Source organism: Nonomuraea sp. NPDC048881, from assembly GCF_040649795.1.
Lineage (GTDB): Bacteria > Actinomycetota > Actinomycetes > Streptosporangiales > Streptosporangiaceae > Nonomuraea.
Genome location: NZ_JBEZGC010000032.1, coordinates 1 through 25,663, shown reverse-complemented (window position 1 = coordinate 25,663; position 25,663 = coordinate 1). Strand labels below are relative to the sequence as shown.

Annotated in this window: 28 protein-coding genes; 17 read left to right on the top strand and 11 right to left on the bottom strand. The window is 71.2% G+C overall.

Annotated elements, in window-relative coordinates; all coding sequences use genetic code 11:
* Window positions 1-17: 17 nt before the first annotated feature.
* Window positions 18-2,090: a PhoX family phosphatase gene (locus tag AB0C33_RS48905; protein ID WP_358301983.1), complete on the bottom strand. Its 2,073-nt coding sequence runs from the start codon at window positions 2,088-2,090 to the stop codon at window positions 18-20.
* A gap of 129 nt (window positions 2,091-2,219) precedes the next feature.
* Here AB0C33_RS48905 and AB0C33_RS48900 point away from each other — a divergent pair, with 129 nt between their 5' ends.
* On the top strand, window positions 2,220-2,642 hold the full coding sequence (locus AB0C33_RS48900) for a sterol carrier family protein (RefSeq protein ID WP_352361113.1): 423 nt from the start codon (window positions 2,220-2,222) through the stop codon (window positions 2,640-2,642).
* On the opposite strand, the gene AB0C33_RS48895 is transcribed toward AB0C33_RS48900, so the two are convergent.
* Window positions 2,639-2,905, bottom strand: coding sequence for a DUF4190 domain-containing protein (locus AB0C33_RS48895; RefSeq protein WP_358301980.1), 267 nt, complete (start codon window positions 2,903-2,905; stop codon window positions 2,639-2,641). The two genes, AB0C33_RS48900 and AB0C33_RS48895, sit on opposite strands and share 4 nt — an antisense overlap.
* A 1,789-nt stretch (window positions 2,906-4,694) precedes the next feature.
* Here AB0C33_RS48895 and AB0C33_RS48890 point away from each other — a divergent pair.
* From AB0C33_RS48890 to purM, 4 genes are all read left to right on the top strand, one after another.
* Entirely contained in the window at window positions 4,695-5,102 is a 408-nt protein-coding gene (locus AB0C33_RS48890) for a MarR family transcriptional regulator (RefSeq protein ID WP_358301977.1), read from the top strand.
* A gap of 91 nt (window positions 5,103-5,193) precedes the next feature.
* On the top strand, window positions 5,194-5,940 hold the full coding sequence (locus tag AB0C33_RS48885) for an SDR family NAD(P)-dependent oxidoreductase (RefSeq protein ID WP_358301974.1): 747 nt from the start codon (window positions 5,194-5,196) through the stop codon (window positions 5,938-5,940).
* A gap of 51 nt (window positions 5,941-5,991) precedes the next feature.
* Window positions 5,992-7,428: an amidophosphoribosyltransferase gene (gene purF / locus AB0C33_RS48880; RefSeq protein ID WP_358301971.1), complete on the top strand. Its 1,437-nt coding sequence runs from the start codon at window positions 5,992-5,994 to the stop codon at window positions 7,426-7,428.
* On the top strand, window positions 7,425-8,450 hold the full coding sequence (gene purM, locus AB0C33_RS48875; RefSeq protein WP_358301968.1) for a phosphoribosylformylglycinamidine cyclo-ligase: 1,026 nt from the start codon (window positions 7,425-7,427) through the stop codon (window positions 8,448-8,450). The genes purF and purM overlap by 4 nt, the downstream gene beginning before the upstream one ends.
* Window positions 8,451-8,483: 33 nt before the next feature.
* Here the strand turns inward: purM and AB0C33_RS48870 are convergent, their stop codons facing one another.
* Window positions 8,484-9,029 carry a CGNR zinc finger domain-containing protein gene (locus tag AB0C33_RS48870; RefSeq protein ID WP_358301965.1) on the bottom strand — a complete coding sequence of 182 codons (546 nt, stop codon included), beginning with the start codon at window positions 9,027-9,029 and terminating at the stop codon, window positions 8,484-8,486.
* An 86-nt stretch (window positions 9,030-9,115) separates the two neighbouring features.
* On the opposite strand from AB0C33_RS48870, the gene AB0C33_RS48865 reads away from it, so the two are divergent.
* Entirely contained in the window at window positions 9,116-9,958 is an 843-nt protein-coding gene (locus AB0C33_RS48865; protein ID WP_358301962.1) for an alpha/beta hydrolase, read from the top strand.
* A gap of 91 nt (window positions 9,959-10,049) precedes the next feature.
* On the opposite strand, the gene AB0C33_RS48860 is transcribed toward AB0C33_RS48865, so the two are convergent.
* Window positions 10,050-10,274 carry a DUF3073 domain-containing protein gene (locus tag AB0C33_RS48860; RefSeq protein ID WP_358301959.1) on the bottom strand — a complete coding sequence of 75 codons (225 nt, stop codon included), beginning with the start codon at window positions 10,272-10,274 and terminating at the stop codon, window positions 10,050-10,052.
* 151 nt (window positions 10,275-10,425) lie between these two features.
* Complete coding sequence (locus AB0C33_RS48855) at window positions 10,426-11,505, bottom strand: Glu/Leu/Phe/Val dehydrogenase dimerization domain-containing protein (protein ID WP_352320458.1); 1,080 nt, start codon at window positions 11,503-11,505, stop codon at window positions 10,426-10,428.
* A 105-nt stretch (window positions 11,506-11,610) separates the two neighbouring features.
* On the opposite strand from AB0C33_RS48855, the gene AB0C33_RS48850 reads away from it, so the two are divergent.
* A complete protein-coding gene (locus tag AB0C33_RS48850) occupies window positions 11,611-12,474 on the top strand; it encodes a hypothetical protein (protein WP_358301957.1) in 864 nt (287 codons plus the stop codon).
* Between the two features lie 322 nt (window positions 12,475-12,796).
* Window positions 12,797-13,000 carry a developmental transcriptional regulator BldC gene (gene bldC, locus AB0C33_RS48845; RefSeq protein ID WP_013133571.1) on the top strand — a complete coding sequence of 68 codons (204 nt, stop codon included), beginning with the start codon at window positions 12,797-12,799 and terminating at the stop codon, window positions 12,998-13,000.
* Window positions 13,001-13,121: 121 nt separating this feature from the next.
* Here bldC and AB0C33_RS48840 read toward each other — a convergent pair whose 3' ends face one another.
* On the bottom strand, window positions 13,122-13,733 hold the full coding sequence (locus AB0C33_RS48840; RefSeq protein WP_358301955.1) for a TetR/AcrR family transcriptional regulator: 612 nt from the start codon (window positions 13,731-13,733) through the stop codon (window positions 13,122-13,124).
* A 257-nt stretch (window positions 13,734-13,990) separates the two neighbouring features.
* Between AB0C33_RS48840 and AB0C33_RS48835 the strand changes: the two genes are divergently transcribed.
* The 4 genes from AB0C33_RS48835 (at window position 13,991) to AB0C33_RS48820 (ending at window position 18,009) form a co-directional block, all read left to right on the top strand.
* Complete coding sequence (locus AB0C33_RS48835) at window positions 13,991-14,983, top strand: LacI family DNA-binding transcriptional regulator (protein WP_358301952.1); 993 nt, start codon at window positions 13,991-13,993, stop codon at window positions 14,981-14,983.
* 208 nt (window positions 14,984-15,191) lie between these two features.
* Window positions 15,192-15,440 carry a hypothetical protein gene (locus tag AB0C33_RS48830; protein ID WP_125645653.1) on the top strand — a complete coding sequence of 83 codons (249 nt, stop codon included), beginning with the start codon at window positions 15,192-15,194 and terminating at the stop codon, window positions 15,438-15,440.
* 131 nt (window positions 15,441-15,571) lie between these two features.
* Complete coding sequence (locus AB0C33_RS48825; protein WP_358301949.1) at window positions 15,572-16,420, top strand: N-acetylmuramoyl-L-alanine amidase; 849 nt, start codon at window positions 15,572-15,574, stop codon at window positions 16,418-16,420.
* Window positions 16,417-18,009, top strand: coding sequence for a beta-N-acetylhexosaminidase (locus AB0C33_RS48820; RefSeq protein ID WP_358301946.1), 1,593 nt, complete (start codon window positions 16,417-16,419; stop codon window positions 18,007-18,009). Before AB0C33_RS48825 ends, AB0C33_RS48820 begins: the two co-directional genes overlap by 4 nt.
* A gap of 7 nt (window positions 18,010-18,016) precedes the next feature.
* Here AB0C33_RS48820 and AB0C33_RS48815 read toward each other — a convergent pair whose 3' ends face one another.
* Genes AB0C33_RS48815 through AB0C33_RS48805 form a run of 3 tightly spaced genes read right to left on the bottom strand, consistent with a single transcriptional unit; the run spans window position 18,017 to window position 20,305 of the window.
* Window positions 18,017-18,577 (bottom strand): GNAT family N-acetyltransferase, encoded by a 561-nt coding sequence (locus tag AB0C33_RS48815; protein ID WP_358301943.1) that lies wholly within the window; start codon window positions 18,575-18,577, stop codon window positions 18,017-18,019.
* An 18-nt stretch (window positions 18,578-18,595) separates the two neighbouring features.
* Window positions 18,596-19,648 (bottom strand): quinone-dependent dihydroorotate dehydrogenase, encoded by a 1,053-nt coding sequence (locus tag AB0C33_RS48810; RefSeq protein WP_358301940.1) that lies wholly within the window; start codon window positions 19,646-19,648, stop codon window positions 18,596-18,598.
* Window positions 19,649-19,654: 6 nt separating this feature from the next.
* Complete coding sequence (locus AB0C33_RS48805; RefSeq protein WP_358301937.1) at window positions 19,655-20,305, bottom strand: response regulator transcription factor; 651 nt, start codon at window positions 20,303-20,305, stop codon at window positions 19,655-19,657.
* An 18-nt stretch (window positions 20,306-20,323) separates the two neighbouring features.
* On the opposite strand from AB0C33_RS48805, the gene AB0C33_RS48800 reads away from it, so the two are divergent.
* Window positions 20,324-20,698 (top strand): tautomerase family protein, encoded by a 375-nt coding sequence (locus AB0C33_RS48800; RefSeq protein ID WP_358301934.1) that lies wholly within the window; start codon window positions 20,324-20,326, stop codon window positions 20,696-20,698.
* Window positions 20,699-20,737: 39 nt separating this feature from the next.
* A complete protein-coding gene (gene lpdA, locus AB0C33_RS48795) occupies window positions 20,738-22,117 on the top strand; it encodes a dihydrolipoyl dehydrogenase (RefSeq protein ID WP_357708034.1) in 1,380 nt (459 codons plus the stop codon).
* 100 nt (window positions 22,118-22,217) lie between these two features.
* On the opposite strand, the gene AB0C33_RS48790 is transcribed toward lpdA, so the two are convergent.
* A complete protein-coding gene (locus AB0C33_RS48790) occupies window positions 22,218-22,694 on the bottom strand; it encodes an anthrone oxygenase family protein (RefSeq protein ID WP_358301931.1) in 477 nt (158 codons plus the stop codon).
* Window positions 22,695-22,810: 116 nt separating this feature from the next.
* Here AB0C33_RS48790 and AB0C33_RS48785 point away from each other — a divergent pair, with 116 nt between their 5' ends.
* Window positions 22,811-23,299 (top strand): hypothetical protein, encoded by a 489-nt coding sequence (locus AB0C33_RS48785; RefSeq protein ID WP_358301928.1) that lies wholly within the window; start codon window positions 22,811-22,813, stop codon window positions 23,297-23,299.
* Here the strand turns inward: AB0C33_RS48785 and AB0C33_RS48780 are convergent, their stop codons facing one another.
* Window positions 23,300-24,118 carry a nucleotidyltransferase domain-containing protein gene (locus tag AB0C33_RS48780; RefSeq protein ID WP_358301925.1) on the bottom strand — a complete coding sequence of 273 codons (819 nt, stop codon included), beginning with the start codon at window positions 24,116-24,118 and terminating at the stop codon, window positions 23,300-23,302.
* 151 nt (window positions 24,119-24,269) lie between these two features.
* Between AB0C33_RS48780 and AB0C33_RS48775 the strand changes: the two genes are divergently transcribed.
* Window positions 24,270-25,025 (top strand): hypothetical protein, encoded by a 756-nt coding sequence (locus AB0C33_RS48775; protein ID WP_358301922.1) that lies wholly within the window; start codon window positions 24,270-24,272, stop codon window positions 25,023-25,025.
* A gap of 78 nt (window positions 25,026-25,103) precedes the next feature.
* A partial coding sequence (locus AB0C33_RS48770) for a hypothetical protein (protein WP_358302080.1) occupies window positions 25,104-25,663 on the top strand: 560 nt, incomplete at its 3' end.

Genomic DNA, 25,663 nt, shown 5'->3' with positions numbered 1-25,663 from the left:
CTGGTTTTCGCCAGGGATCAGCTGCCGATCTTCTTGCCCCCGCCGTGCCAGACCACCGCCACCGACGGGCGCGGCTGGTCGCCGTCGGGCCAGCGGCTGGCCGGGTTCTCCGGGGTCGCGCCGTCGATCTCGCCCGGGTGCTGCACGGCCACGAACACGCTCTTCTGGTCCGCGGTGACCAGCGGGCCGCAGGTCTCGGCGCCGAGCGGGACCGTGAGGAACTGGCGCAGGTGGCCGCGGTCGGAGCCGCGCACCGGCATGACGAACAGGCCGTCGTTGCTGCCGAGCTGGTTGCCGTCGGTGGAGATCCACAGGTTGCCGTCGGCGTCGAACGTCACGTTGTCCGGGCACGAGATCGGCGAGACCTTGGTCTTGTCGAAGCCGGCGAAGTAGGTCGCGGGGTCGTTCGGGTCGCCGCAGACGAGCGGGAGCGACCAGGCGAAGGTGGTCTCGCCCGCGTCGTTGCGCCGCTCGGCCACCTCCAGGATGTGACCGTGCTTGTTGGACGGGCGCGGGTTGGCCTCGTCCACCTGGGCGGCGGTGCGGTTGGAGTTGTTGGTCAGGGCCACGTAGACGCCGCCGGTGACCGGGTTGCGCTCCATGTCCTCCGGACGGTCCATCTTGGTCGCGCCGACCTTGTCGGCCGCGGTACGGGTGTAGACCAGCACCTCGGCGGCGGTCATGCCGTCCACGTACGACTTGTCGCCCGACACCAGCGGGATCCACCGGCCCGAGCCGTCGAACAGCCCGTCGGAGGGCAGCTTGCCGGAGCCGTCGATCTCGGCGGCCGGGCTGTCGCCGGTGAACTTGGCGACGTACAGGGTGCCCTCGTCCAGCAGGGTGCGGTTGTGACGGTCGAAGCCCGGGATGTACCGGTCCTTGGAGACGAACTTGTAGATGTACTCGAAGCGCGAGTCGTCACCCATGTAGACGACCAGACGACCGTCCGCGGCCAGGGTGGTGTTGGCGGCCTCGTGCTTGAACCTGCCGAGCGCGGTGCGCTTGATCGGCGTGGAGTCGGGGTCGAACGGGTCGATCTCCACGATCCACCCGAACCTGTTGGCCTCGTTCGGGTGCTTGGCCAGGTCGAAGCGCTCCTCGACCCGGTCGAAGCGGCGGCTGCTCGCCGGGGTGCCCGTCGTGATCGTGTAACGCGAGATGTACGGCCGCTGCGCCTCGGGGACCTTGTCGCCGTTGACGAAGTACTGGTCGAAGTTCTCCTCGGCGGTCAGGACCGTGCCCCACGGGGTGGAACCGCCCGAGCAGTTGTTCAGCATGCCGACCGGCGCCAGGCCCTTGGGGTCGGCGGCCGTCCTGAGCAGGGCGTGACCGGCGGCGGGGCCGGAGAAGCGCATCGGCGTCTGCGCGGTGACGCGCCGGTTGTAGCGGCGGCGGCCCTTGGTGGTGAGCCTCCACTCGCCGGTGCCGTGCGCCCGCTCGATCTCCACGACCGAGCCGCCGTGCGCGGCCAGCGCGATCTTGATCTGCTCCTCGGTCGCGGCCGCGCCGCCCGTGTACCCGCGGAACATCAGGTTCTCGTCGGTGTACTCGTGGTTCACCCACAGCAGGCCGCGGTTCTGGCCCATCGGGAAGAACGTCACGTAGTCGCAGTTGTAGCCGAACTGCTTGTTCTGGGCGTCGGCCGTCTGGTTGTCGAAGTCGAAGGCCGGCGCGTCGTGCAGCACCGGGTCGCCCCAGCGCACGACCACGGAGGAGGTGTAGCCGTCGGGGATGCGCAGCGCGTCGTCCTTGTTCGGCGGCACCGGGGCGAAGGCGATCTCACCCGGGCCGCGCCCGCCCACCGCGACCGGCGCGGCGGCGGTCTCGGCCGCCGGCTCGTCGGCGAGCGCCGGGACCGCGCCCGCCACGCCCACGCCCGCCACCAGCGCGCCGAGCGCGCCCGCGCGCAGCACGCCGCGGCGCGTCAGCGCCTCCTTCACCACGTCGCCGAAGTAGGCGTTGCCCGTCGTGTTGGCCACGTCGTGCGCGCACGCGTTCCCGCAACGGAACTGACAGGTCAGAGCGGATCGGCCACCTTTGTGCGGGGTGGAAAGCAGCGGCAGCAGCCGCCCCGCCTCAGGGTTCGCCACAGGTCCTCCAGATATGTGCGCGGTTGTACGGCGGGGACGTTACGGTCGTCAACGAAACCCGGGGTGAACGACGACCTCCGCCCCGATGAACGCTTGCCGCGAGACAATGGACCCGTGCCACCACGCAAGATGGACCCGGAGAAGCTGCGCGCGGCCCTCGACGGCCAGCTCGTCGCCCTCGACGAACCGCCCTACGACGGCCCTGCCTCGGCCCTGCCCGACGCCCTGGTCGCCGCGGTGCTGACCGCCTACGACCGCGGGCTCGCCCCCGAGCGCGACGCGGCCAGGCAGGCGGTGCGCCACCTGCTGGAGAAGCTGGCCGCCGCGGCTCCCGGCCGCACGGTCGAGGTGCGCGTGCCGCCTTACGCGGCCGTCCAGGCCGTCCCCGGCCCCCGCCACACCCGCGGCACGCCGCCGAACGTGGTGGAGACCGACGCCCGCACCTGGCTGGAGCTCGCGCTCGGCCGGCTGACCTGGGACGAGGCCATGGCCAGGGGCTCGGTCGCGGCGAGCGGCTCCCGCGCCGACCTGTCAGCCCACCTGCCGCTCTAGCGGCCCTTGCCCATCCAGGGGAACCTGCTCTCGAAGCACTGGTCGGCGAGCTGGCCGGGAAGCTGGCCGCACTCCTGGACCACCTTCCAGAACCAGATCGCGACGATCGCGAACAACACCAGCGACAATGCGCTGATCACGATCCCGGCGATGGCCCGGCCCCTGCCCACCCGCTTGGCGAGCGCCACACAGCCGAAGACGATCGACAGGATCGCCGTGAGCACGCCGGTGAAGCAGACGAACACCAGGAACGGGCTCGCCACGCCCAGCACCAGCGAGGCGGTGGCCAGGCCGCTGCCCGGCGGCGCGGTCGGCTGGGCGCCGTAGGGGCCGTACTGGCCGTAGGCGGGGGCTCCCGGCGGCGGGCCGTAACCGGGCGGGCCGCCGTAGGGGCTGGAGGGGGTGGTACCGGGAACGGACGCGTCCCGGCCCCCGGCCTCGTACGCCCCCGGAGCCCCCTCATAGGACCCGCCGGCCGCCGGCCCCCCATAGGCCCCCTCGCCGCCACCAGCCCCCGGCCCCCCATGGGGCCCTTCGCCACCGGATCCCGGCCCTCCATGGGGCCCCTCCCCGCCGCCGGGCGCTGAGGGGCCGCCGTAGGCTCCCTCGCCCCCGTACGGCGCCCCCGGCCCGCCGTAAGCTCCTTCGCCCCCGTAAGGGGCGCCAGGCCCTCCTGGGGGCACACCCGCGCCTCCGGGGGTCGGCGTCACGCCTCCCGCGCCGGCTGTGGCACCTGGGCCTACGGCCCCGCCACGGCCTTCAGCACCTCCCGGGCCTACGGCGCCGCCAGGGCCTTCCGCACCTCCTGGGCCTACGGCACCGCCAGGGCCTCCTGCACCTCCTGGCGCGGGGGTGCCGGCCTGGCCCGGTGCGCCCTCGCCCGGCGGGCTCCGGAAGTCCGGCGCGCCTGCGATGCCCCCGGCCCCTTCAGCCCCCTCAGCGCCCTCAGCGCCGCCCGGCTCCTCGGGGCCCCTGGCCGCGTGGGTGCCGGTGGGCGGGGGCTCGAAGGTGGGCACGTCGCCGTATTCGTACCGGGAGGGCGCGGGGCGGCTCGGCTCCTCGTCCGGTTGCGTGCCCCAGCCGGGATAGGCCGGGGTGCCGCCGGGCACCGGATAGACCTGCGTCTCCTCGGCGTCCCCGCCGGACCACCGCGTCCTGCCGGCGCCGCCCTCGGCCGGTCCCGGCGTCTCGGGCGAGGTGGGCAGGTCGGGATGGTCGGGACGGCCCCCGGGCCTGGGCTCGTGCGACGGCGGCACGTCAGGTGGCGGCGGTGGCACCACGGGCGGCACGGGCGCGATCGGCTCCTCGCCCTCCCGCTCCTCCTCGAACGGCCACTCATCCGCCCACCGCCCACCCCCGGGCTGCCCCCCAGCTCCTTCACCCTCGGACCGCCCACCCTCGTGCCGCCCGCCGCCCGACCGGCCTCCCTCTACGGGACCGGCGCCTTCGCCGGACGCCGCGCCCTGCGGAGTGTCCGCATGACCAGCGCCGTGCTCGTGACCAGAGGCGTGCTCGTGAGCAGAGGCGTGCTCGTGTCCAGGGGCGTGTTCGCGTCCAGGAGCGTGCTCGTGTCCAGGGGCGTGTTCGTGGTCGGGGGCGGTCCAGCCCTCCGGGGTGCCCGCGCCGCCGGTCGGCCCGGCGCCGGGCGGGCCACCGACGGCCCACTCGCTCGGACGCCACTCGTTGCTCGTCGGCCCGCCCTCGTACGGCCCGATCTCCGGCGGCTCCTCCTCAGGCGCAGGCCGATCCTCCTCAGGCGCCGGCCGATCCTCCTCGGCCGTCCCCTCCCGCCACCATTCGGGCGTGTGCTGCGGCGGCGCGGATTCGGGCCGGCCCTCGCGGGGGTGGCCTTCGGGGTGCTGCGGGTCCTGCCCCTCGCGGGGTTCGTTGGGGTCCCCAGGTGTGGTCACGTCTGCGTCTCCCGACGGGTCTGCATGCCGGATACTTCACCTTTTCGCGGAGGGCATCGGCTAAAGCGCACGACACGGTAAGACGGGCGCCATCCTTGGGTCACCATGCGCCAAAGCGGCAGGCGGCGGGCAAGATGAGTGCATGCTGGACGAGACCCTGACGTACGCCCTGATCATGGTCATGAAGACCCACCGCAACCGGATGGCCGCCGCCCTGGCGCCACTGGGCCTGCACACGGGCCAGGAGCTGCTGCTCAACCAGCTGTGGCGGCAGGACGGCCTCACCCAGGGCGAGCTGATCGCCCGGCTGGGCGTGGAGCCGCCGACCGTCACCAAGACCCTCCAGCGCCTGGAACGCGCGGGCTTCGTCCAGCGCTCCCCCGACCCCGACCGCCCGCGGGTGGGCCGCGTGCACCTGACGGAGGCGGGCAGGGCGCTGCGCGAGCCGGTCGAGGAGATCTGGGCCAGGACCGACGAAGAACTCCAGCACGGCCTGGACGACACCGAACGCGCCCTGCTGTCCCGCCTCGTCCGCGCCATCCCCCAGTAACCCTCTTCACCGAGAGCGAAACCCCCTTGCCTCCAGCGGCCAAAAGCGACTTAGCTGGCTAATTAGTCGGCTAATCAAGAGAGGCATCCCCATGCACGCGTTCATCACCGGCGGCTCCTCCGGCATCGGCGCCGCCACCGCGCTCGCCTACGCCAGGGCCGGCGCGCGGGTCACGATCACCTACAACACCGGCCCCGGCCGCGCCGCCGAGGTCGTCAAGCGCATCGAGGAGGCGGGCGGCCAGGCGGCGGCCGTCCACCTGGACCTGGAGGACCACGCCACCATCGCGCCCGCCGCCGCCCAGGCGGGCCCGGTGGACGCCCTCGTGCTCAACGCCGTCCGCTGGGGCACGATCATGCCCAACAGCATGAGCTTCGAGGACGTGCCCGCCGCCGAATGGACGGCCGCCCTGCACGCGAACGTCGTCGGCAACGCCCTGCTCGTCCAGGCCCTCCTGCCCGGGATGCGGCGGAACGGCTTCGGCCGGATCGTCTTCGTCTCCTCGGGCGCCGCCGAGGAGGGCCAGCCGGGCCCCGGCCCGTACGGCACCGCCAAGATGGCCCTGCACGGCATGGCCCGCGCCCTGGCCTGGGAGGCCGGCAGGGACGGCGTGCTGGTCAACGTGGCCGTGGCCGGGCTCACGATCACCGAGGCCGAGCGCCCGGTCACCCAGGAGGCCCTCGACCGCGTCGCGGCCCGCACGCCGAGCCGCCGGCTCTCGACCGCCGACGACATGGCGGCGCTGATCCATTTCCTCGGATCGGCGGCGAACCGCAACGTCACCGGAGAGTTCGTCCGCGACGGATCCAACGCCGGCAGATCGTCCCACGCCGGTTGATGGAGCACCCGGGTGTGCGAGCACGGAAGCCCGCAACCTAAACTGAGGCATGTGCTGAAGGGCGACGGCCGGCTCGGCCATGACCTGGACCCCCACGACCGCGCACCCAAAGACGCCTGTGGCGTCTTCGGCGTCTGGGCGCCAGGCGAGGAAGTTTCCAAACTCACCTACTACGGGCTGTACGCGTTGCAGCACCGCGGCCAGGAGTCCGCGGGCATCGCGGTCAGCGAGGGCAGCCGCATCCTCGTCTACAAGGACATGGGCCTGGTGGCCCAGGTCTTCGACGAGTCGGTGCTGGGCACCCTCCGCGGCCACCTGGCCATCGGCCACTGCCGTTACTCCACCACCGGTTCGAGCGTGTGGGAGAACGCGCAGCCGACCCTCAGCTCCACCGAGGTCGGCGGGCTCGCGCTCGCGCACAACGGCAACCTGATCAACACGCCGGAGCTGGCCGAGCGCCTGGCTCCCGGCTCCACCCGGGCGACCACCGACACCGAGGTCCTGGCCTCGCTGCTCGCCCAGGATCGCACGCGTTCCATCGAAGACTCGGCGGCCGAGCTGCTGCCGCAGGTCAAGGGCGCGTACTCGCTGGTGTTCATGGACGAGAAGACGCTCTACGCGGCCCGCGACCCGCAGGGCATCCGCCCGCTGGTCCTGGGCCGCCTGGAGCGCGGCTGGGTGGTGGCCTCCGAGACGGCGGCCCTCGACATCGTGGGCGCCACGTTCGTCCGCGAGGTCGAGCCCGGCGAGCTGCTCACCATCGACGAGGACGGCGTCCGGTCCCGCCGGTTCGCCCTGCCCGACCCCAAGGGCTGCCTGTTCGAGTACGTCTACCTCGCCCGCCCCGACACCACGATCGCGGGCCGCGGCGTGCAGGTCACCCGGGTCGAGGTCGGCCGCGTGCTGGCCCGCGAGCACCCGGTCGAGGCCGACCTGGTCATCCCCACGCCCGAGTCCGGCACCCCGGCCGCCGTCGGCTACGCCGAGGAGAGCGGCATCCCCTACGGCCAGGGCCTGGTGAAGAACTCCTACGTGGGCCGCACGTTCATCCAGCCCTCGCAGACCATCCGCCAGCTCGGCATCCGGCTCAAGCTCAACCCGCTGCGCGAGGTCGTCGCGGGCAAGCGCCTGGTGGTCGTCGACGACTCGATCGTGCGCGGCAACACCCAGCGCGCCATCGTGAAGATGCTGCGCGAGGCGGGGGCGCGCGAGGTGCACGTCCGCATCTCCTCGCCGCCCGTGGCCTGGCCGTGCTTCTACGGCATCGACTTCGCGACCCGCGCCGAGCTGATCGCCGGCTCGCTGTCGGTCGAGGAGATCCGGGCCTCGCTGGGCGCCGACTCGCTGGGGTACATCTCCCTGGAGGGCCTGACCAAGGCCACCACCATCCCCGCCGAGCGGCTCTGCCGGGCCTGCTTCGACGGCTCGTACCCGATCCCCATCGACCAGGACAACGTGGGCAAGTTCGTGTTGGAGAGCAAAGCGTGAGTACCTACGAGGCCGCCGGCGTCGACATCGAGGCGGGCGAGCGCGCCGTCACCCTGATGAAGGACAAGGTGGCGCGGGCCCGCCGGCCGGAGGTGGTCGACGACGCCAGCGGCTTCGCCGGGCTCTTCGACGCCTCGGCGCTGCTGCGCTACCGGCGTCCGCTGCTCGCCTCCTCCACCGACGGCGTGGGCACGAAGGTCATGATCGCCCAGCGCTACGGCAAGCACGACACGATCGGCATCGACCTGGTCGGCATGGTCCTCGACGACCTGGTGGTCTGCGGGGCCGAGCCGCTGTTCATGACCGACTACATCGCCGTCGGCAAGGTCGTGCCCGAGCGCGTCGCCGAGATCGTCGGCGGCGTGGCCGAGGGCTGCCGGCTGGCCGGCGCGGCGCTGGTCGGCGGCGAGACCGCCGAGCACCCGGGCGCCATGGGCCCCGACGAGTACGACCTGGCCGGAGCCGGCACCGGCGTGGTCGAGGCCGACGCCATGCTGGGCCCCGACCGGATCCGCGAGGGCGACGTGGTCCTCGGGCTGGCCTCCTCCGGCATCCACTCCAACGGCTACTCGCTGGTGCGGCACGTGCTGCGCGAGGCGTCGCTGTCGCTCGACGCGGTGCTGCCCGAGCTGGGCCGTCCGCTGGGCGAGGAGCTGCTGGAGCCGACCCGCGTCTACTCGCTCGACTGCCTCCACCTGGCCCGCACGACCGAGGTGCACGCCTACGCGCACATCACGGGCGGCGGCCTGGAGGCCAACCTGTCGCGGTCGCTGCCCGGCCACCTCGACGCGCTGCTCGACCGGTCGTCCTGGACCCCGCCGGCGATCTTCGGCGTCCTCGCCGGGCACGGGCGGATCGCCCAGAAGGACATGGACCGTACGTTCAACCTCGGCGTGGGCATGGCGGCCGTGGTGGCGCCCCGCTCGGCCGACGAGGCCATCCGGCTGCTCGCCGAGCGCGGTCTGCACGCGTGGGTGCTGGGCGAGATCGTCCAGGGTTCGGGCCAGGCCCGCTACCGCTGACCCGACGGGGGCCGGCTCGACCCCGGCCCCCGTTCAGCCGGTCTTGTGCCGCTGGTAGTGGCGGGCGACGCGCACCCGGTTGCCGCACAGCTCCGGTGAGCACCAGCGGCGCCGCGGATGGGCGGGCAGGAAGATCATGAGGCACCGGGGCCCCTCGCAGGCCCGGATCCGGCTCGCCGCCGGATCGGTGAGCAGGTCGGCCGCGGCCTCGGCGAGCTGCGCGAGCAGGCGGGCGAGCCGGTCGCCGTCCCTGCGCGCGCCCTTGGTGAGCCCGCCGTCCGTGACGTCCAGCTGCCCGTACGCGGGCGCGGCGCGCATCGCGTCGTTGATCGCCCCGACCGCCTCGCCGGGCGGTCTCTCGCCCCGGCGCACGGCGTCGACCGCCGCCGCCACATGCGCCCGCAACTCCCGGACCACGCCCAGGTCGTCCGCCGTGTACGGCCCCCCGACGGAGGTCAGCCGGCCCGCCTGACGATCGAGCCAGTTCCCGAACACCTCGGGCGTGTCGAGGACGTCGAAGTCCTGGGCCCGGGTGTTCACCAGGTCCAGCGCGAGCGGCTCACCGATCAGGAACTCCATGGGTTCTAATGCTACATCCCCCATTTGACGCGTTAGAAGCCTGCTCGCTATAACTAACGCATCATTGCGCGAGAAAGGCATTAGGCATGGAGATCCCGGAGATCCGCCACGGTTTCGTGGACGTGGAAGGCGTGCAGGTGTTCTACCGGGAGGCGGGCCCGCGCGACGGCATCCCCGTGCTCCTGCTGCACGGCTTCCCCTCGGCCTCCCACCAGTACAGACGCCTGATGGACGCGCTGGGCGCGCGCTACCGCCTGATCGCGCCGGACTATCCCGGCTTCGGCCACACCGAGGCCCCCGGCGACTTCGTCTACTCCTTCGACCGCCTGGCCGACGTGGTCGAAGGTTTCGTGCAGAAGATCGGGCTCGACCGCTTCGTCTGGTACGCCTTCGACTTCGGCGGCCCCGTCGGCTTCCGCCTGGCCACCCGGCACCCCGAATGGATCGCCGGCCTGATCGTCCAGAACGCCAACGCCTACGACGAGGGCCTGTCGGACCTGGCGCGCACCACCATCCACGCGCCCGCGGAGAGCCTGGGCGACCTGTTCACCCTGCCCGTCACGCGCGGCCAGTACGAGGGCGGCGCGTCGGACGTCTCAGCGGTCGCACCCGACGGATGGACCCTCGACCAGCACTTCCTGGACCTGCCCGGACGCCGGGAAGCCCAGCTCGCGCTCGCGCTCGACTACCGCTCCAACCTCGCGCTCTACGCCGACTGGCAGGCATGGCTGCGCCGCCACCGGCCGCCCACGCTGATCGTGTGGGGCCGCAACGACGCCTTCTTCCCGGAGCCGGGCGCGCACGCCTACCTGCGGGACCTGCCGGACGCCGAGCTGCACGTGCTCGACACCGGGCACTTCGCGCTGGAGGACAGGCTCCCTGAGATCGCGCCGCTGGTCGCGGGCTTTCTCGACCGCACGCAAGCGTGACGAAAGCCCCACGGTTGCCCGTGGGGCCCGACGCTCATGAACGAGGACCCGGCACATGCCGGATCCTCGGCCACGTCACTCTGAAGAACGGCTATCGGCGACCGGGACGGCCGTCTTCGTCGTCCCCGGAGCCGTAGTCATCGGCGTAATCGGCATAGCGATCCGCCAGCTCATCGTTGAGGTCGTCGGCGTCGTCATTGCTGGAGTCTCCGACCCCGAGTTCGTCGCGCAGACGGTCAAGATCCGTGCCACCGCTGTTGTACTTCAGCTGGCGAGCAACCTTGACCTGCTTGGCCTTTGCTCGGCCGCGCCCCATTGGCTCGACCCCCTCGTGTGGGGTCGTCCCCGACCCCTCGTCGCTAACGCACCACACACTGACGCCGCCTGACTTTGGACGTCAGCCTATCGTTCGCCTATTACCGTACCTGTTTTGTGCCCAGCTCGGTACGTCGTATGGGCGTGGGGCGTCAGTGGCCCAGCCAAATGGCCCTAATACGCCCGACTTCCGACATTCTGCGCTCAGCTAGCCTATCCGCTGCCACAGCCGGCGGAACGCCCTCGTCCGCCGCGATCCCGAAGATCTTCAGAGTCGTGTCGTAGATCTGGGCCGCCTTCGCCCTGGCCCGGTCCATGCTGAAGCCCTCGATCTCGTCGGCGACCTGGATGACGCCGCCGGAGTTGACCACGTAGTCGGGCGCGTACAGGATCCCGCGGTCGGCCAGCTGCTTCTCGACGCCGGGATGCGCGAGCTGGTTGTTGGCCGCGCCGCAGACGATCTTCGCCCGCAGACCGGCCACCGTGGCGTCGTCGAGCGCGCCGCCCAGCGCACAGGGCGCGAAGACGTCGATGTCGGACGTGGTGAGCGCCTGGGCGTCGGCGACCACCTCGACCTCCGGATGCCGCTGGCGCACCCGCTCGACGGCCCGTGGGTCGACGTCGCAGATCACGACCTCGGCGCCGTCCTCGCGCAGGAGGTCGACCAGGCGGTGGCCCACCTTCCCGACCCCCTCGACACCGACCCGCCTGCCGTGCAGCGACGGCGTGCCGAAGACCCGTTCGGCCGAGGCGCGCATGCCCTGGAAGACGCCGAACGAGGTCAGCACCGAGGAGTCGCCGGCGCCGCCGTGGGCCAGGGTGCGGCCGGTGACGTGGCGGGACTCGCGGGCGACGACGTCCATGTCCTCGCTGAAGGTGCCGACGTCGCAGGCGGTGATGTAGCGCCCGCCGAGCGACTCGACGAACCTGCCGTAGGCGCGCAGCAGCGCCTCGCTCTTGACCTTGGCCGGGTCGCCGATGATGACGGCCTTGCCGCCGCCGAGGTCGAGGCCGGCCAGGGCGTTCTTGTAGGACATGCCCTTGGCCAGGTTGAGCACGTCGGCCAGGGCCGCCTGCTCGTTCTCGTACGGATAGAACCTGGTGCCGCCGAGCGCGGGCCCGAGGGCCGTGCTGTGGACGGCGATGATCGCACGCAGGCCGCTCTGCTCGTCGGCGCAGAAGACGACCTGCTCGTGGACGTCCTTGTGGGACGTGCCGAAGACGTCGGTCACGGTAGTGACTCCCTGTCCGGTCCACCGCTCCTTCGCGGCGGAGGTCACTCTCAGACTAGTGAGCCCGACGGTGCGCGCAGGTGCTCTTCGTGACACGATGCCTCCGTGCTGCCCTATGCCGCCTACCTCCGCGTCTATGAGCCACTGACCGCGTTCGCCGAGTCCGAGCGCAAGCTGTGGACCGACTACGCCGACTCACGCGACCGTCCGCGCCGGGCGAACGCGCTCAACGCGGAGCACAGCGAGTCGGTCATGCGCCTGCTCGGCATGCCCCCTCAGCCCGTTCCCGCCCAGGAGAGCCCCAATGCCTATCTGCGGCGCGTTGAGGACCGTTTGTACGTATGTCCCTGGCAGACCCGTCTGCGGTCGTGGCTGGCCTTCTCAAGGCTTCGTGGCGCCACTCCCGTGAAGCTGATGGACCGGCTCGTGCCCAAGGCCATCGCCGAGCAGACGGCCGACGACTTCGACCGGTTCAAGCGCCGGGCCGGTTCGTCCGCCTTGCGTACGCACATTCGCACCACGGCGTGGCATGTGCCGCCATCGTGGTTCGTGCCGTTTGATGGGAACGAGCGCTGGCTGGTGCTCGGCTCCTCCACCCCGGGACAGGACGTGACGACCACTACGGGCCGTAACCTCATCTACGTCACCTCCATGGCGCAGGCCAGGAGGCGGGCGGCCCGCGCCCTCAACGTGATGCGCCGGCACCTCGGCGACGCGTCGTCCAACTTCGACGTGGAGGACATCGCGCGCTGGCTGGAGGAGTTCCACCCGCACTCGCTGGTCGAACTCGACTACGGCGGCCTGGTCCACCTGATGAACGACGACGCCCTCCAGGCCGACCAGTCGGTTGCTGAGCTTTCGGCCGCTTTGACCGGTCTGGACACGGGTCAAGAAGAACTTGCCTATGCCATGTACCAGCGCGTCATCCTTCGGTGGAAGTCAATGCAACAGCTGGAATCCGCCAACTGATTCCCAAAACAACCGTCTGACCTGCATGAGTAGGTCACGTCTCGCGGCTGCTCTCTTCTGCGAACTGAGTAGTTTGCCGTTTTCACTGCGATACCACGAACCGTGTCGCTAGAATCACCGAGCGTGACATCGCCATGGGGGCGGGCAGTTGGGTCAAAGAAGGGCTCGCCAATCGCTCTGCGTGGCGGTATGGTCACATCGGGTGATGCCGCATATGGCTCAGAAAAGCCGCACGCTCTGCGCCATAGGGGGACATCCGTGACACGCGCAAAGGCAGTCACAGGATCGCTAAGCCGGTCCACACGGAGGAGAGGCCGCACAAATGTCAGCTCGTACACCCGAGGCCGAGCCACTGCTCACGCCCGCTGAGGTCGCGACCATGTTCAGGGTCGACCCCAAGACCGTTACGCGGTGGGCCAAGGCGGGCAAGTTGACGTCGATTCGTACCCTCGGCGGTCATCGGCGTTACCGGGAGACCGAGGTTCGCGCACTGCTCGCGGGCATTCCGCAGCAGCGTTCCGAGTAGTCGCAAGGGTCGTCACGAACCTCAGGGGGGTTGAGGGTGGACCAGGTACGCTTGCCCGGTCCACCGACGTGACGTCGCACGGGGAAGTTGGCGTCGCCCGCCCGGCGCCACTCTTCCCCCGCTACCCCAGTTGCTCGCCGGTGAGCACGTCGAGCAGCTCCCCGACCTCGCCGTCGTAGGCGGCGGCCACGCCGAGCAGGGCCACCATGTGGTCGACGAGCATCTTCTCCAGGATCGGCCGCTCGACGTCGCGGTGCTCCAGCCAGTCGAGGCCGGCCGTCTCCACGGAGGCGATCCACGAGCGCAGCGTGGTGCGCAGCACCGGGCTCGGCTCCTCGACGCGCATCTGCTTCTGGATGAGGCGGAACAGCCTCCGGCGCACGCCGTCGACGATCTCCCCGACCTCGCCCGCCCGGTTGGCGGGCCCCCCGCGCAGCAGCGCGGCGAAGCCGGCGGCGTGCTCCTCGACGAAGTCGAAGTAACGCCCGAGGCCCGCGGCCAGCTCGTCGAGCGGCCTGCCGCCCTCGGCCGGGCGCAACCGCGACTCCAGCTGCTCGGCCGCGCTCCTCAGCGCGGCCACGTAGAGCTCCTGCTTGCCGCCGAAGTAGTGGTAGACCAGCGCCCGCGAGGCGCCTGCCGCGGAGGCGACGTCGTCGATCGAGACGTCCTCGGCGTCACGGGTGCTGAACAGCTCCAGCGCGGCCGCCATGAGCTCCTCGCGACGGCGGTCCACGCTCAGCCTTCGGCGTGCGGGGCGTGCCGTCTCGGCTGACTTCCCGGGTGTCACACCTGCACAGTATCCGACGGCATGCCCAATAGCGGACGTGTGGCGAATGGGTCAATATCAGGCTTCCCTAACCCGAAGCCGTACCCTGCGGCTTACTCGATCGTTTGGTGAGACAGGTGCCCATATCCGCATCGCGGGGGAGACACATGTCAGGACCGCCCGTCAACACTTCAACCATCGCCGAGCTCCGCGAGGTAGAGCCATTGCCTCGGCCACGACCCACCATCCGCAACGTCGCCGAGCGAGCCGGCGTCTCGAAGTCGCTGGTCTCACTCGTGCTGCGCGGATCCCCGCACGTGAGCGAGCATCGGCGGCAGGCAGTGCTCCAGGCGGCGCGCGAGCTCGGCTACCGGCCGAACGCCGTCGCGCGCAGCCTGGTGGAAGGACGTACACATCTGGTCGGGGCGCTCGTCGCCGACCTGCACAACCCGTTCTACGCCGAGTTCCTCGACGGCCTGCAGGAGAGCCTGCACGGCGACGGGCTGCGCATGCTGATCGGGAACAGCCAGTGGGACCCGGCGTTCGAGGACGAGGCCGTCGAGGCCTTCCTGGAGCTCCGGGTCGACGGGCTGGTGCTCTTAGGCATCGCGCCGACCAGCGAGACGCTGATCGAGGCCACCGCCTACACCCCGACCGTCGTCGTAGGGGAACGTGACATCGAGCTCGACGGCGTCGACATCGTGGTCGACGACGACCGGCTCGGCGCCCGCCTGGCCATCGACCACCTGGTGAACCTGGGGCACAAGCGGATCGCGCACATCGAGGGCCCCCGGTCCTCGCGCTGCGAGGGTTACCTCGTGGCGATGCGCAGGCATTCGCTGGCCCCGTACATCATGGTCGAGGCGGCGGACGCGACCGAGGAGGGCGGCCGCGAGGCGGCGATCGCCCTGCTGACCCGCGACCCGCGGCCGACGGCCGTGTTCGCGGCCAACGACGTGGTGGCGCTGGGCGTGCTGGCCGCCGCGGCCGAGCTGGGGCTGCGGGTGCCGGACGACCTGTCCGTGGTCGGCTACGACAACACCCACCTGTCGGCCTCACGGCACATCTCGCTCACCTCGGTCGACCAGCCGCGCCGTGCCATGGGCAGGTCGGCGGCCGCGCTGCTGAGCGACAGGATAGGCGAGCCGGCCAAGGGCGCCCGGCTGCGCGAGATCCAACCCGAGCTGATCGTGCGCCGCAGCACGGGACCCGCCTGAGGGGATATCTGCCGGTTGCGCTGCCGTTGCGGGCCTTTACCGGCGCCGCAATGGCACGGCGGGCCAATGCGCAGGTCTCTCGTCAGCAAGCCCGCCCAAAGCCTGGGTCAAGCCGTACGGCAGCGTCGCCGGACGGCGGTTTACTCGTCAGGGTCATGCTAATTGTGGCCGAATCTGGTTCGGTCACGATCTGATCCGGGGGACAGTCATGCGTGATCCAGAACTGGTGTCCTGCGCCCAGCGCGCGGCGGCCGAGCTCGAACGCGCCTGGGGGCACTGGCGGGCGGGCAGGGGGCGGGGCACCGACGTCGGCGCCGAGTCCGTCGCCAGCTACGTGGCGCATTCCCTCGACCATCCGTGGGGCCGCCCCCGCGTCGTCCTCGGCCTCGACGCCGAGGACGCGCGGGAGCTGGCCGCCCTGCTCGAACGGCAGGAGGTTGGCGAGCACGTGTGGTGAAGCGGACGGCGAAACCGCCAGGCGGACCGTCGCAGCGGTCCCGGTCCGGCACTTCGGCGGGGTCGCGGACCGACTCGCAGGATTGCTGTTGATACGGGCCTGAACGCGTGGCTTCACGTAAGTTGGAGCTCATGCGTGCTCTACCAGCCACCGTCCTCGCCGTCTGCGGCCTGATCGCCTCCGCGTGCGGCGGCACCGAGCCTGGTGGCGCCGCGGCAGGTCAGGCCCCCTCCACCGTCCAGGAGACCGGCAAGGCGTCCGTCCAGGACGGGCCGACGGAGACGGCCACGGCGAAGCAGGCACCGCCCGGCGCCAAACCGCTCGCCGGCAAGGTCATCGTCATCGACCCCGGGCACAACGGCGCCAATTACCGCCATCCGGCGGAGATCAACCGCAAGGTCAACGTGCTGACCAAGATGAAGGAATGCGACACGACCGGCACGGCCACGAAGAGCGGTTACAGCGAGGCCGCCTTCACCTGGGACGTCTCCAACCGCATGGCGAAGATCCTTGAGCAGCGCGGCGCGACCGTCAAGCTGACCAGGTCGAGCAACGACGGCGTCGGCCCGTGCATCGACAAGCGGGCCGCGATCGGCAACAAGGCCCGTGCCGACGCCGCGATCTCGGTCCACGGCGACGGCTCGGACAACCCCTCGCACCGGGGGTTCCACGTGATCCTCCCGAAGAAGATCAACGGGCCGGTCGACAAGGTCGTGGGCGCCTCGACCAAGCTGGGGATCGACGTACGCGACGCCTACCTCAAGGGCACCGGCATCCCCTACTCCAACTACGTCGGCGCCAAGGCGCTGAACTTCCGCAACGACATCGGCGGGCTCAACCTCTCGACCGTGCCGAAGGTCCTCGTCGAGTGCGGCAACATGCGCAACGCCATCGACGCGGCCAAGTTCCAGGACCCGAAGTTCAGGCAGCGGATCGCCTTGGCACTCGCGAACGGGATGCAGCACTATCTCGAAGCATGATTCCTCGCCCCAAGCTGCTCAGTGATCTTTCCGGCTCCTTCGAGCTGACCTCGGGCGCGACCGTCGCCGGTCCGTACGCGGACGCGGTACGTCGCGCGCTGCCCCTCCTCGACCTGCGCCCGGGAGACTCGGGCGAGATCGAGGTACGCCAGGATCCCGCGCTCGGCGCGGAGGCCTACCGGCTGACCACCGGGTCGCGGGGGATCGAGATCGTCGCCGGCGGGGCGGCGGGCGCGTTCTACGCCGCGCAGTCGTTGCACCAGTTGCTGCCGGACGCCTCCTACCGGTTCGCCGAGGGCGCGTCGTGGCCGGTGCCCGGGGTGCGGATCGAGGACGCGCCGCGGTTCGCCTGGCGGGGGCTGCACCTCGACGTGGCCCGGCATTTCTCCCCCAAGCGGGAGGTGCTGCGGCTGATCGACCTGATGGCCGTGCACAAGCTGAACCGGCTGCACCTCCACCTGGTCGACGACCAGGGCTGGCGGGTGGAGAGCCGGGCCTACCCGCTGCTCCACGAGGTCTCCTCGCACCGGCCGCGCACGGCCGTCAACTACTACCGGGAGCCGGAGGCGTACGACGACATCCCGCACGGCGGCTACTACACGCTGGAGGACCTGGCCGAGATCGGCGCGTACGCGCGGTCCAGGTTCGTCACGGTGGTGCCCGAGATCGACGTGCCGGGGCACGCCTCGGCGATCCTGGCCGCCTATCCGGCGCTCGGCGCCACCGGCGAGCCCTACGACGTGCTCGACCGGTGGGGCATCTCGCCGGCGATCCTGTCGCCGCTGCCGCCCACCGTCGAGTTCCTGATCACGATCTTCGACGAGATCATCGGCGCGCTGGGCGAGGTGCCCTTCTTCCACATCGGCGGGGACGAGGTCGTGCTCGACCACTGGGCGCAGTCGGCGCAGATCACGGCCTACCGCGAGTCGCTGGGGCTGTCCACGGTGCCCGACCTGCAGGCGTGGTTCCTGCGCGCGCTCGCCGACGCCCTGGCCGAGCGCGGCGCGCGGGCCGTGGTGTGGGACGAGGCGTTCGTCAGCGGCGGGCTGCGCCAGGACACCGTCGTCATGCCGTGGCGCGGCATGGGCGTCGGGCGGCGGGCCGCCGCGGCGGGCCACGACGTGGTCGCCACCCCGGTGTTCCCGCTCTACTTCGACTACGCCGAGGCGGCCTCCGCCGACGAGCCGATGGCCATCGGCGACACCACCACGGTGGCCGACGTGGCCGCGTTCGACCCGGCCCCCGCCGACTGGACGGACGAGGAGCGGGCACGCGTCATGGGCGTGCAGGCCCAGCTCTGGACCGAGCGGGTGCCCGACCCCCGGACCGTCGACTACCGGCTCTGGCCGCGGTCGTGCGCGCTGGCGGAGGTGGCCTGGGCCGGCTCGGACGGCGACGGGTTCGCCGGACGGCTGGAGAGTCACCTGCGGCGGCTCGACGCCATCGGCGTGGAGTACCGGCCGGCGGCGGGCCCGCACCCGTGGCAGCGGCGGCGTCCGCACCGGCCGAGCGGCGTGAAGGTGAACGAGGTGATGGAGCGCATCGACGCCATGACGCACGACGCGGAGTCGACCCGGCCGAGCGTCTGACCGTCGGTCACATGGGCGCGGGGCGGTCGTTGAGTATGCGCTGGAACAGCACGTGGTCCTGCCACGCGCCGTCGATGCTGACGGCGCGTGGGGCCATGCCGTACTCCTCGAAGCCCGCCTTGCGCAGGACCGCCTGCGAGGCCTTGTTGTGCAGCAGCGTGCCGGCCTCCACCCGGTGCAGGCTCAGGTCCTCGTCGGCGGCCCGGCACGCCTCCAGCACCGCCTTGGTGGCCAGCCCCCGCCCGTTGTAGGCGGCGTCCACCCAGTAGCCCAGCGACGCGCTCTGGGCGGCGCCGCGGATGATGCTGTTCAGGTTCATCCTGCCCACGACGCGGTCGCCGTCCGTGAGCACCCACGGCATCACGAAGCCGGCCGCACGGTCCTCGGCCAGTCGTTCGAGGCGTGCGGCCTGGCCCGCGGGGGTGAAGAAGTCGGCCGGCCTGCGGGGCTCCCAGGGGCGCAGGAAGTCGCGGTTGCGGCGGTAGGCGTCGGCCAGCGCCCGCGCGTCGGACCTGGCGACGGGACGCATGACGACGTCGTCGGTGAGCTTCACCTCGGCATTGATCACGATTCCACGATAGGGGCCCTAGGCGGTGCGGCCGATCGCCTCGGTGACGGAGGACAGGCCGTGGCGGCGGACCCGGCGGGCGAGCTGCCGGTGGATGCGGGCGGCCCACAGCGGGCCGCCGTAGATCCAGCCGGTGTACCCCTGGACCAGGGTGGCCCCGGCCAGCAGGCGCTCCCAGACGTCGTCGACGTCCTCGACGCCGCCCACGGAGACCAGCGTGAGGCGGTCGCCGACCTTGGCGCGCAGCCGGCGCAGCACCTCCAGCGAGCGCCCCTTGAGCGGACGCCCGGACAGGCCGCCGGTCTCGCCGCCGTGCCTGATGGTGGTGTTGGTCGCGATGATGCCGTCCAGGCCCAGCTCCACGGCCAGGTCGGCGACCGCGTCGACGTCTTCGTCGGCCAGGTCGGGGGCGATCTTCACCAGCAGCGGCGTACGGCGCGGCGTCGCGTCGGCGACCTCCTTGACCGCGACCAGCAGCGGGCGCAGCAGCTCGACGGCCTGGAGGTTGCGCAGGCCGGGCGTGTTGGGCGAGCTGACGTTGACCACCAGGTAGTCGGCCAGCGGGGCCAGCTCCCTGGCGCCGGTCACGTAGTCGGCCACCGCCTCGGACTCCGGCACCACCTTGGTCTTGCCGATGTTCACCCCGACCACGACCGGCACCCCGCGCGTACGGCGCAGCCGCCGGGCGGCGGCCCGGGCGCCGGAGTTGTTGAAGCCCATCCGGTTGATCACCGCCCGCTCCCCCACCAGCCGGAACAGGCGCGGTTGCGGGTTGCCGGGCTGGGCGTGCGCGGTGATGGTGCCGACCTCGACGTGGCCGAAGCCAAGCGCGGCGATCGCCTCGGCGCAGGCCGCGTCCTTGTCGAACCCGGCGGCCAGGCCGAACGGGCCGGGGAAGTGCACGCCGAACGCGGTCACCCGCAGGACCGGGTCGTGCGGGGCGAACGCTCGGTGGAGCAGCCGCTTGAGCAGGGGCAGCCGGGCGAGCACGGCCAGGCCCTTGACGGTGAGACGGTGCACGGCCTCGGCGTCGAAACGCCGCAAGACCTGCGTGAACACGAGGCGATACATCACGGGTCAGGCTACCAATCCCGCCTCGTGGGCGATGATCGCGGCCTGGACGCGGTTGCGCACGTCGAGCCGGGTCAGGATCGTGCTCACGTACGCCTTCACGGTGCCCTCCACGATGTGCAGCCGCTTGGCGATCTCCGCGTTCGACAGGCCCGCGCCGAGCAGCGCGAGGACCTCCCGCTCGCGGTCGGTGAGCACGCCGACGCGGTCGCGGGCCTCGGCCTCGCGGACCATCCGGCCGCCGGCGAGCTGGGCGATCACGCGCTGGGCCACCTTGGGCGACAGGTACGCCGCGCCGTCGGCGACCGCGTGGATGCCGGCGATCAGCTCGCGTGGGTCGCCGGACTTGAGCAGGAACCCGGCGGCCCCCACCTCCAGCGCCCTGGCGATGTAGTCGTCCTCGCCGAACGTGGTCAACATCACCACGGCCGTGGCGGGCGCGACGCGGCGCAGCTCGGCCGCGGCGGCCAGGCCGTCGAGGCGCGGCATGCGGATGTCGAGCAGCGCGACGTCGGGACGGTGGCCGATGGCCAGGTCGACGGCCTGTCTGCCGTCGCCTGCCTCGGCGACCACCTCCAGGGACGGGTCGGAGTCGAGGATCGCCTTGACCCCGGCCCGGATCATGGCCTCGTCGTCGGCGAGGAGTACGCGGATCACGCCCTCTATATTGCCGACATGGCACAGGTGAAGGTTTACGGGCGTCGTGACGTGTGGGCCGGACGGCAGCGGGAGATCTCCGACTTGCTGCAGTCGTGCCTGGTCAGCGCGTGGGGCGTGCCCGAGGAGAAGCGGTTCCACCGGTTCCTGCTGCTGGACGCCGACGACTTCGTCTGCCCGGGGCGCAGCGCGAACTACCTGATCATCGAGGTCGTGTGCTTCACGGGACGCAGCGACGACGCCAAGCGCGCGCTGATCCGGTCGATCTACGAAAAGTCGGGATACGACCCTGAGGATGTGAAGATCACGATCATTGAGATGCCCAAGGTGAACTGGGGAATCCGGGGCGTTCCGGCCGACGAGCTGACGCTGCCGTACAAGGTGGAGGTCTAGCGTCAAGGGTGGCCTGGGGCGGGCGGTATGGTCCGAGTCATGAGCACTCACTATGACGTCGTCGTTCTCGGCGCGGGTCCGGGAGGATACACGGCCGCCGTCCGCGCCGCCCAGCTCGGGCTGCGTACCGCGGTCGTCGAGGAGAAGTACTGGGGTGGCGTCTGCCTGAACGTGGGCTGCATCCCGTCCAAGGCGCTGCTGCGCAACGCCGAGCTGGCCCACATCTTCCACAACGAGGCCAAGACGTTCGGCATCAGCGGCGAGGTGAGCTTCGACTACGGCGCGGCCTTCCAGCGCAGCCGCAAGGTCGCCGACGGCCGGGTCAAGGGCGTTCACTACCTGATGAAGAAGAACGCCATCACCGAGTACGACGGGCGCGGCACCTTCCTCGACGCCAACACTCTGCAGGTCAACGATGAGACGATCACGTTCGACCACTGCATCATCGCGGCCGGGGCCACCACCAGACTGATCCCGGGCACGCAGTTGTCGGAGCGGGTGGTGACGTACGAGGAGCAGATCCTCACCGAGAACCTGCCGCGCAGCATCATCATCGCGGGCGCGGGCGCGATCGGCGTGGAGTTCGCGTACGTGCTGCACAACTACGGCGTCAAGGTGACGATCGTGGAGTTCCTCGACCGGGTCGTGCCGCTGGAGGACGAAGAGGTCTCGGCCGAGCTGGCCAAGCGCTACAAGCGACTCGGCATCGAGGTGCTGACCTCGACCCGCGTCGACGGCATCGAGGACACCGGCGGCTCGGTCAAGGTCACCGTCACCCGCGACGGCCAGACCCAGGTGCTCGAGGCCGACAAGGTCATGCAGGCCATCGGCTTCCAGCCGCGCGTCGACGGCTACGGCCTGGAGAAGACCGGCGTGCAGCTCACCGAGCGCGGCGCGATCGCCGTCGACGGCCGCTGCCGCACGAACGTGCCCCACATCTTCGCCATCGGCGACGTCACCGCCAAGCTCATGCTGGCCCACGCCGCCGAGTCGATGGGCATCATCGCCGCCGAGACCATCGGCGACGCCGAGACCATGGAGCTCGACTACGTGATGATCCCGCGGGCCACGTACTGCCAGCCGCAGGTGGCCAGCTTCGGCTACACCGAGGCGCAGGCCCGCGACCTGGGCTACGACGTCAAGGTGGCCAAGTTCCCCTTCACGGCCAACGGCAAGGCCCACGGTCTGGGCGACACCGCCGGGTTCGTCAAGATCATCAGTGACAACACCCACGGCGAGCTGCTCGGCGCCCACCTGATCGGCCCCGAGGTCACCGAGCTGCTGCCCGAGCTCACGCTGGCCCAGCAGTGGGACCTGACCGTGCACGAGGTCGCGCGCAACGTGCACGCGCACCCGACGCTCGGCGAAGCGGTCAAGGAGGCGATCCACGGCCTCGCGGGCCACATGATCAACATGTGATCCCGTCGCGCGGATGCGCATCCCGGTGCTCGTCCATCGGGATGCATCCGGCCGGGTCAGACACAGACGTACGCCGGGTCAGACCCAGACGTACGCCGGGTCAGACCCAGACGTACAGGGCGACGCCCAGCAGCGCCACGGCCAGCGCCGAGGCCCAGCCGCGCAGCGTGTTCCACCGGGTCCAGCGCGGCGCGTACGCCTGCCAGGCCAGGTCACCCGCCTCCAGGGCGTTGTTCATCGGCACGTTGATCGCGGCCGTGACGGCGATCGAGCCCAGGAAGTAGACGACGGCCGCCGCGAACGCCAGCATCGCCGGCCCGCCGTCCCCGCCGATCAGCAGGAACACGCCGGCCAGCAGCGAGGCCACGGGCGCCAGCGTGAACGTCGACAGGAACCCCGGGTTCAGGATCTTCCTGTTCATGCTGCGCATGGCGGCCGCCGCGCCCTCCTTCCCCACGGACTCCCCCACGGCGTCCAGGCCGGGCATGACGGAGGTGGAGAAGGCGAAGAACACGCCCGCCATCAGCCCGTTCAGGACGAGGGCGAGCACCGAGGAGACGACCGCGAGTACGCTCACGTCCCTATGATCCCTTAAGTCGCGCTTGTCCAGAAACGGCGGAAGATCCGCGATTCTCATTGAACGTTCATGTATTCCTGAGATCTCTCTGAGACCGGGAGCACACCGTGGTGCCCGTGCCTCCAACGAACGCGCAAACACAGATCGGACGGCTCGGGGCCGTCACGGTACGCCTGGGGCTCTTCGGGCTGGTCGCGCTGGGCATCCTGGGCGCCGGCCTGGAGCTGGCCTTCGAACGCCACTGGCAGTCCTGGCAGCAGTTCGTCCCCTGGGTGGCGCTGCTGGCGCTCGGGGCCGCGCTCGTGCTGCTGGCCCTGGACGCCTCGCCCCTCACGCTCAAGGTCGTCCGCGGGATCGCACTGGTGGTGCTGCTCGCCTCCGCCTACGGCGTGTACGCGCACATCTCGGCCAACCATGACATGGGCGCCTTCGACCCGCGCCACGCCGACACCTGGCAGACCCTCTCGCCCCTCACCCAATGGTGGTACGCGCTGACCAAGTCCGTCGGCCCGGCCCCGCCGCTCGCGCCCGGCATGCTCGCCCAGAGCGCGCTCCTGCTGCTGCTGACCACGCTGGCCCCCGCCAGGGCCAGGGGGAACGCCTGATCACACCCCGCAGGCGGCCCGCACGTCGGCGATGACCCGTTCGGCGGCGGCCACCGTACGGGCGATCTCCTCCGGCGTGCCGCCGACGGAGGCGAGCAGCGCCTGGGCCCGCTCGCCGAAGCCGGCGGGCGCCGAGGGCAGCCGGTCGGCGGCGGCGACCATGCCCTTCTCGTTGATCAGCCAGGCGCCGTCGGCCGCGTGCAGGGCGTGGCAGGCGACGCCGATCGCGCGGAACAGCGCCCCGGCGGCGTACACCGGGTCGCGCCCGGCGGCGCCGTATGCGGCGATCGTCAGCGAGAAGCCGGCCTCCCACAACCCCTGGACCAGCGCCTCGCGCAGCGCGGGCGGGTACGCGGCTGTCTCGGCGCGCAGGGCCGCCAGCTCGCCGGACGGGTCGGCCAGCACCTTGCACAGCGCCACCTCGCCCGCGTAGGCGTGGGAGTAGAAGCCCAGGGGATGGCCCGGCTGGACGCCGATCTCGTACCGTCCGGCGCGGCAGTCCTGCCAGACGCGGCGCACCCGGTCGAGGTCGCGGTAGATCCAGTCCACCCGCCACCCCTCGACGGTGAGCCAGCCGCCGCCGTCCACCCACGGGCCCCAGCCGCCGGGCTCGGTCACCTCGGTCGGCTCGCCGGTCATCTCCCGGGCGAGGGCGCGCAGGTCGCCGACGGCGAGCGGCCCCCGGTAGTACAGGCCCAGATCGACGTCGGAGTCCGGCCGGTGCGTGCCGCGCGCCCGGCTGCCGCCGAGCGCGACCGCCACCACGCCGGGCACCTCGGCCAGCTTCGCCGCGATCTCCCGCAGCCGTTCGTCACGCATGCCGGTCCGCCATGCGTCCAACCTACCGAAGGCCCAAACCGCATATTTCAGAACCACTCCGGCATTTTCCGCGTCACACTCAAGCACAGCCCGGTGTGTGATCCATAAGACTGGAGAGACCGAAGTGGCGTCAGGTCGCAAACTCGTAGCCATGGCCGTGATGACGGCCGCCGCGCTCACCACAGGAGGGGCCGTGGCCCGGGGCGAGGCCCGCCCGGCCGCCGCCGCCGTTCAGGAGCCGGCCCCCGTGACCACCACGGCTCTGACCACCACCCCCGCCGCCGTCGCCGAGCCCGCCTGCATGCGGGTCAAGGGCGCCGAGGTGTGCGTGGGCCCGGACGGCAGCGACCGGCCCGGCATCTGGGTCGAGGACACCCGCAACGACAAGCTGCACGCCGCCGTCGAATACCACCTGAACGAGTACCTGGGCACCAAGTACGTCATCCACAACCTGGCCGGCAAGGGCGAGATCCGGGGCAACCGCGAGATCGGCAGGACCGTGACGTTCAGGGCCGCCGTGTACGAGGGCAACCACCGCGTCCGGGTGGGCCGCTGGAAGACCGTCCGCAACCTCACCAAATACCCGGTCAAGCGCGACACCGGCGTCACCCCGGCCGCCGCTCGGGGCCGGTCGAAGCTGTGCTCGTACACCAAGGGCGGGGCCAGCGTGTGCTTCCACGAGCGCGACACGTACGTCTTCGCCTGCGACACCAGGGCCGACGAGTACCAGGCACGCGCCGAGTACTTCGTGGCCGGCGACCCGACCGCCCGCTACGAGATCCACCAGCTCGCCGGCCTCAACACCTGCGGCAAGGCCGAGCACGGCGACCAGTCGATCAGCATGTACCGCGCGTCGGTCTACAACGGCTCCCACCGGGTCGCGACGCGGCAGTACAAATACAACTAGCTTGCAAGCGGCCCCGCAAGCCGGTTGAAATCGGGCCAATGCACTGTGTGGTCATCCCAGAGAGGAAGGAACCCCTCGATGACCGCCTCCCGTACCGCCGCCGTCCTGACCGGTGTCGCCGCCGCAGCCCTGGTCGCGCTCGCCTCCTCCCCCGCCCAGGCCGCCTCGGCCGCACCCTGGGGTCCCTACTACGCCCCCGGGCACGCCGCCAAGGCGACCGGCACGCTGAGCGCGACCGGCGAGGACCACGCCGACCTGCCGACCGCCGACGTGGTGCGGATCTCCGGCAAGCTGACCGACTCGACCCGCAAGGACTCCGCCTGCGGCTGGGCGGTGTTCCGCATCACCTACCGCGACGGGAGCAACCTGCCCAACAAGGAGCGCGGCATCCGCAACTGCTCCTCCAGCTCCGCCAAGCGGTTCTCCTTCGAGTACCACGACGTCTACCAGGTCGAGCTGAAGGTCTGCGCCGAGGGCAAGGGCTCCAAGCCGTCCCTGAACTGCCTGTACGCCGGCACCTGGAAGACCCTCTACCTGTCGAAGTCCGCCAGCGGGTGGGTGCGCGGGATCATCGCCGGGTGCACCCGCACGCCGAACGAGCGGCCGTCGTCGGAGCGCTGGCAGATGGCCAGCAGCTT

What these genes read in the sequence shown, in the direction of transcription:
- bldC (WP_013133571.1), top strand. Translation starts at nt 12,797, where the DNA reads ATGTCAGCTCGTACACCCGAGGCCGAGCCACTGCTCACGCCCGCTGAG.
- AB0C33_RS48825 (WP_358301949.1), top strand. Translation starts at nt 15,572, where the DNA reads ATGCGTGCTCTACCAGCCACCGTCCTCGCCGTCTGCGGCCTGATCGCC.
- AB0C33_RS48865 (WP_358301962.1), top strand. Translation starts at nt 9,116, where the DNA reads ATGGAGATCCCGGAGATCCGCCACGGTTTCGTGGACGTGGAAGGCGTG.
- AB0C33_RS48890 (WP_358301977.1), top strand. Translation starts at nt 4,695, where the DNA reads ATGCTGGACGAGACCCTGACGTACGCCCTGATCATGGTCATGAAGACC.
- AB0C33_RS48810 (WP_358301940.1), bottom strand. Translation starts at nt 19,648, where the DNA reads ATGTATCGCCTCGTGTTCACGCAGGTCTTGCGGCGTTTCGACGCCGAG.
- AB0C33_RS48775 (WP_358301922.1), top strand. Translation starts at nt 24,270, where the DNA reads ATGGCCGTGATGACGGCCGCCGCGCTCACCACAGGAGGGGCCGTGGCC.
- AB0C33_RS48885 (WP_358301974.1), top strand. Translation starts at nt 5,194, where the DNA reads ATGCACGCGTTCATCACCGGCGGCTCCTCCGGCATCGGCGCCGCCACC.
- AB0C33_RS48820 (WP_358301946.1), top strand. Translation starts at nt 16,417, where the DNA reads ATGATTCCTCGCCCCAAGCTGCTCAGTGATCTTTCCGGCTCCTTCGAG.
- AB0C33_RS48800 (WP_358301934.1), top strand. Translation starts at nt 20,324, where the DNA reads ATGGCACAGGTGAAGGTTTACGGGCGTCGTGACGTGTGGGCCGGACGG.
- AB0C33_RS48780 (WP_358301925.1), bottom strand. Translation starts at nt 24,118, where the DNA reads ATGCGTGACGAACGGCTGCGGGAGATCGCGGCGAAGCTGGCCGAGGTG.
- AB0C33_RS48870 (WP_358301965.1), bottom strand. Translation starts at nt 9,029, where the DNA reads ATGGAGTTCCTGATCGGTGAGCCGCTCGCGCTGGACCTGGTGAACACC.
- lpdA (WP_357708034.1), top strand. Translation starts at nt 20,738, where the DNA reads ATGAGCACTCACTATGACGTCGTCGTTCTCGGCGCGGGTCCGGGAGGA.
- AB0C33_RS48860 (WP_358301959.1), bottom strand. Translation starts at nt 10,274, where the DNA reads ATGGGGCGCGGCCGAGCAAAGGCCAAGCAGGTCAAGGTTGCTCGCCAG.
- AB0C33_RS48900 (WP_352361113.1), top strand. Translation starts at nt 2,220, where the DNA reads ATGGACCCGGAGAAGCTGCGCGCGGCCCTCGACGGCCAGCTCGTCGCC.
- AB0C33_RS48830 (WP_125645653.1), top strand. Translation starts at nt 15,192, where the DNA reads ATGCGTGATCCAGAACTGGTGTCCTGCGCCCAGCGCGCGGCGGCCGAG.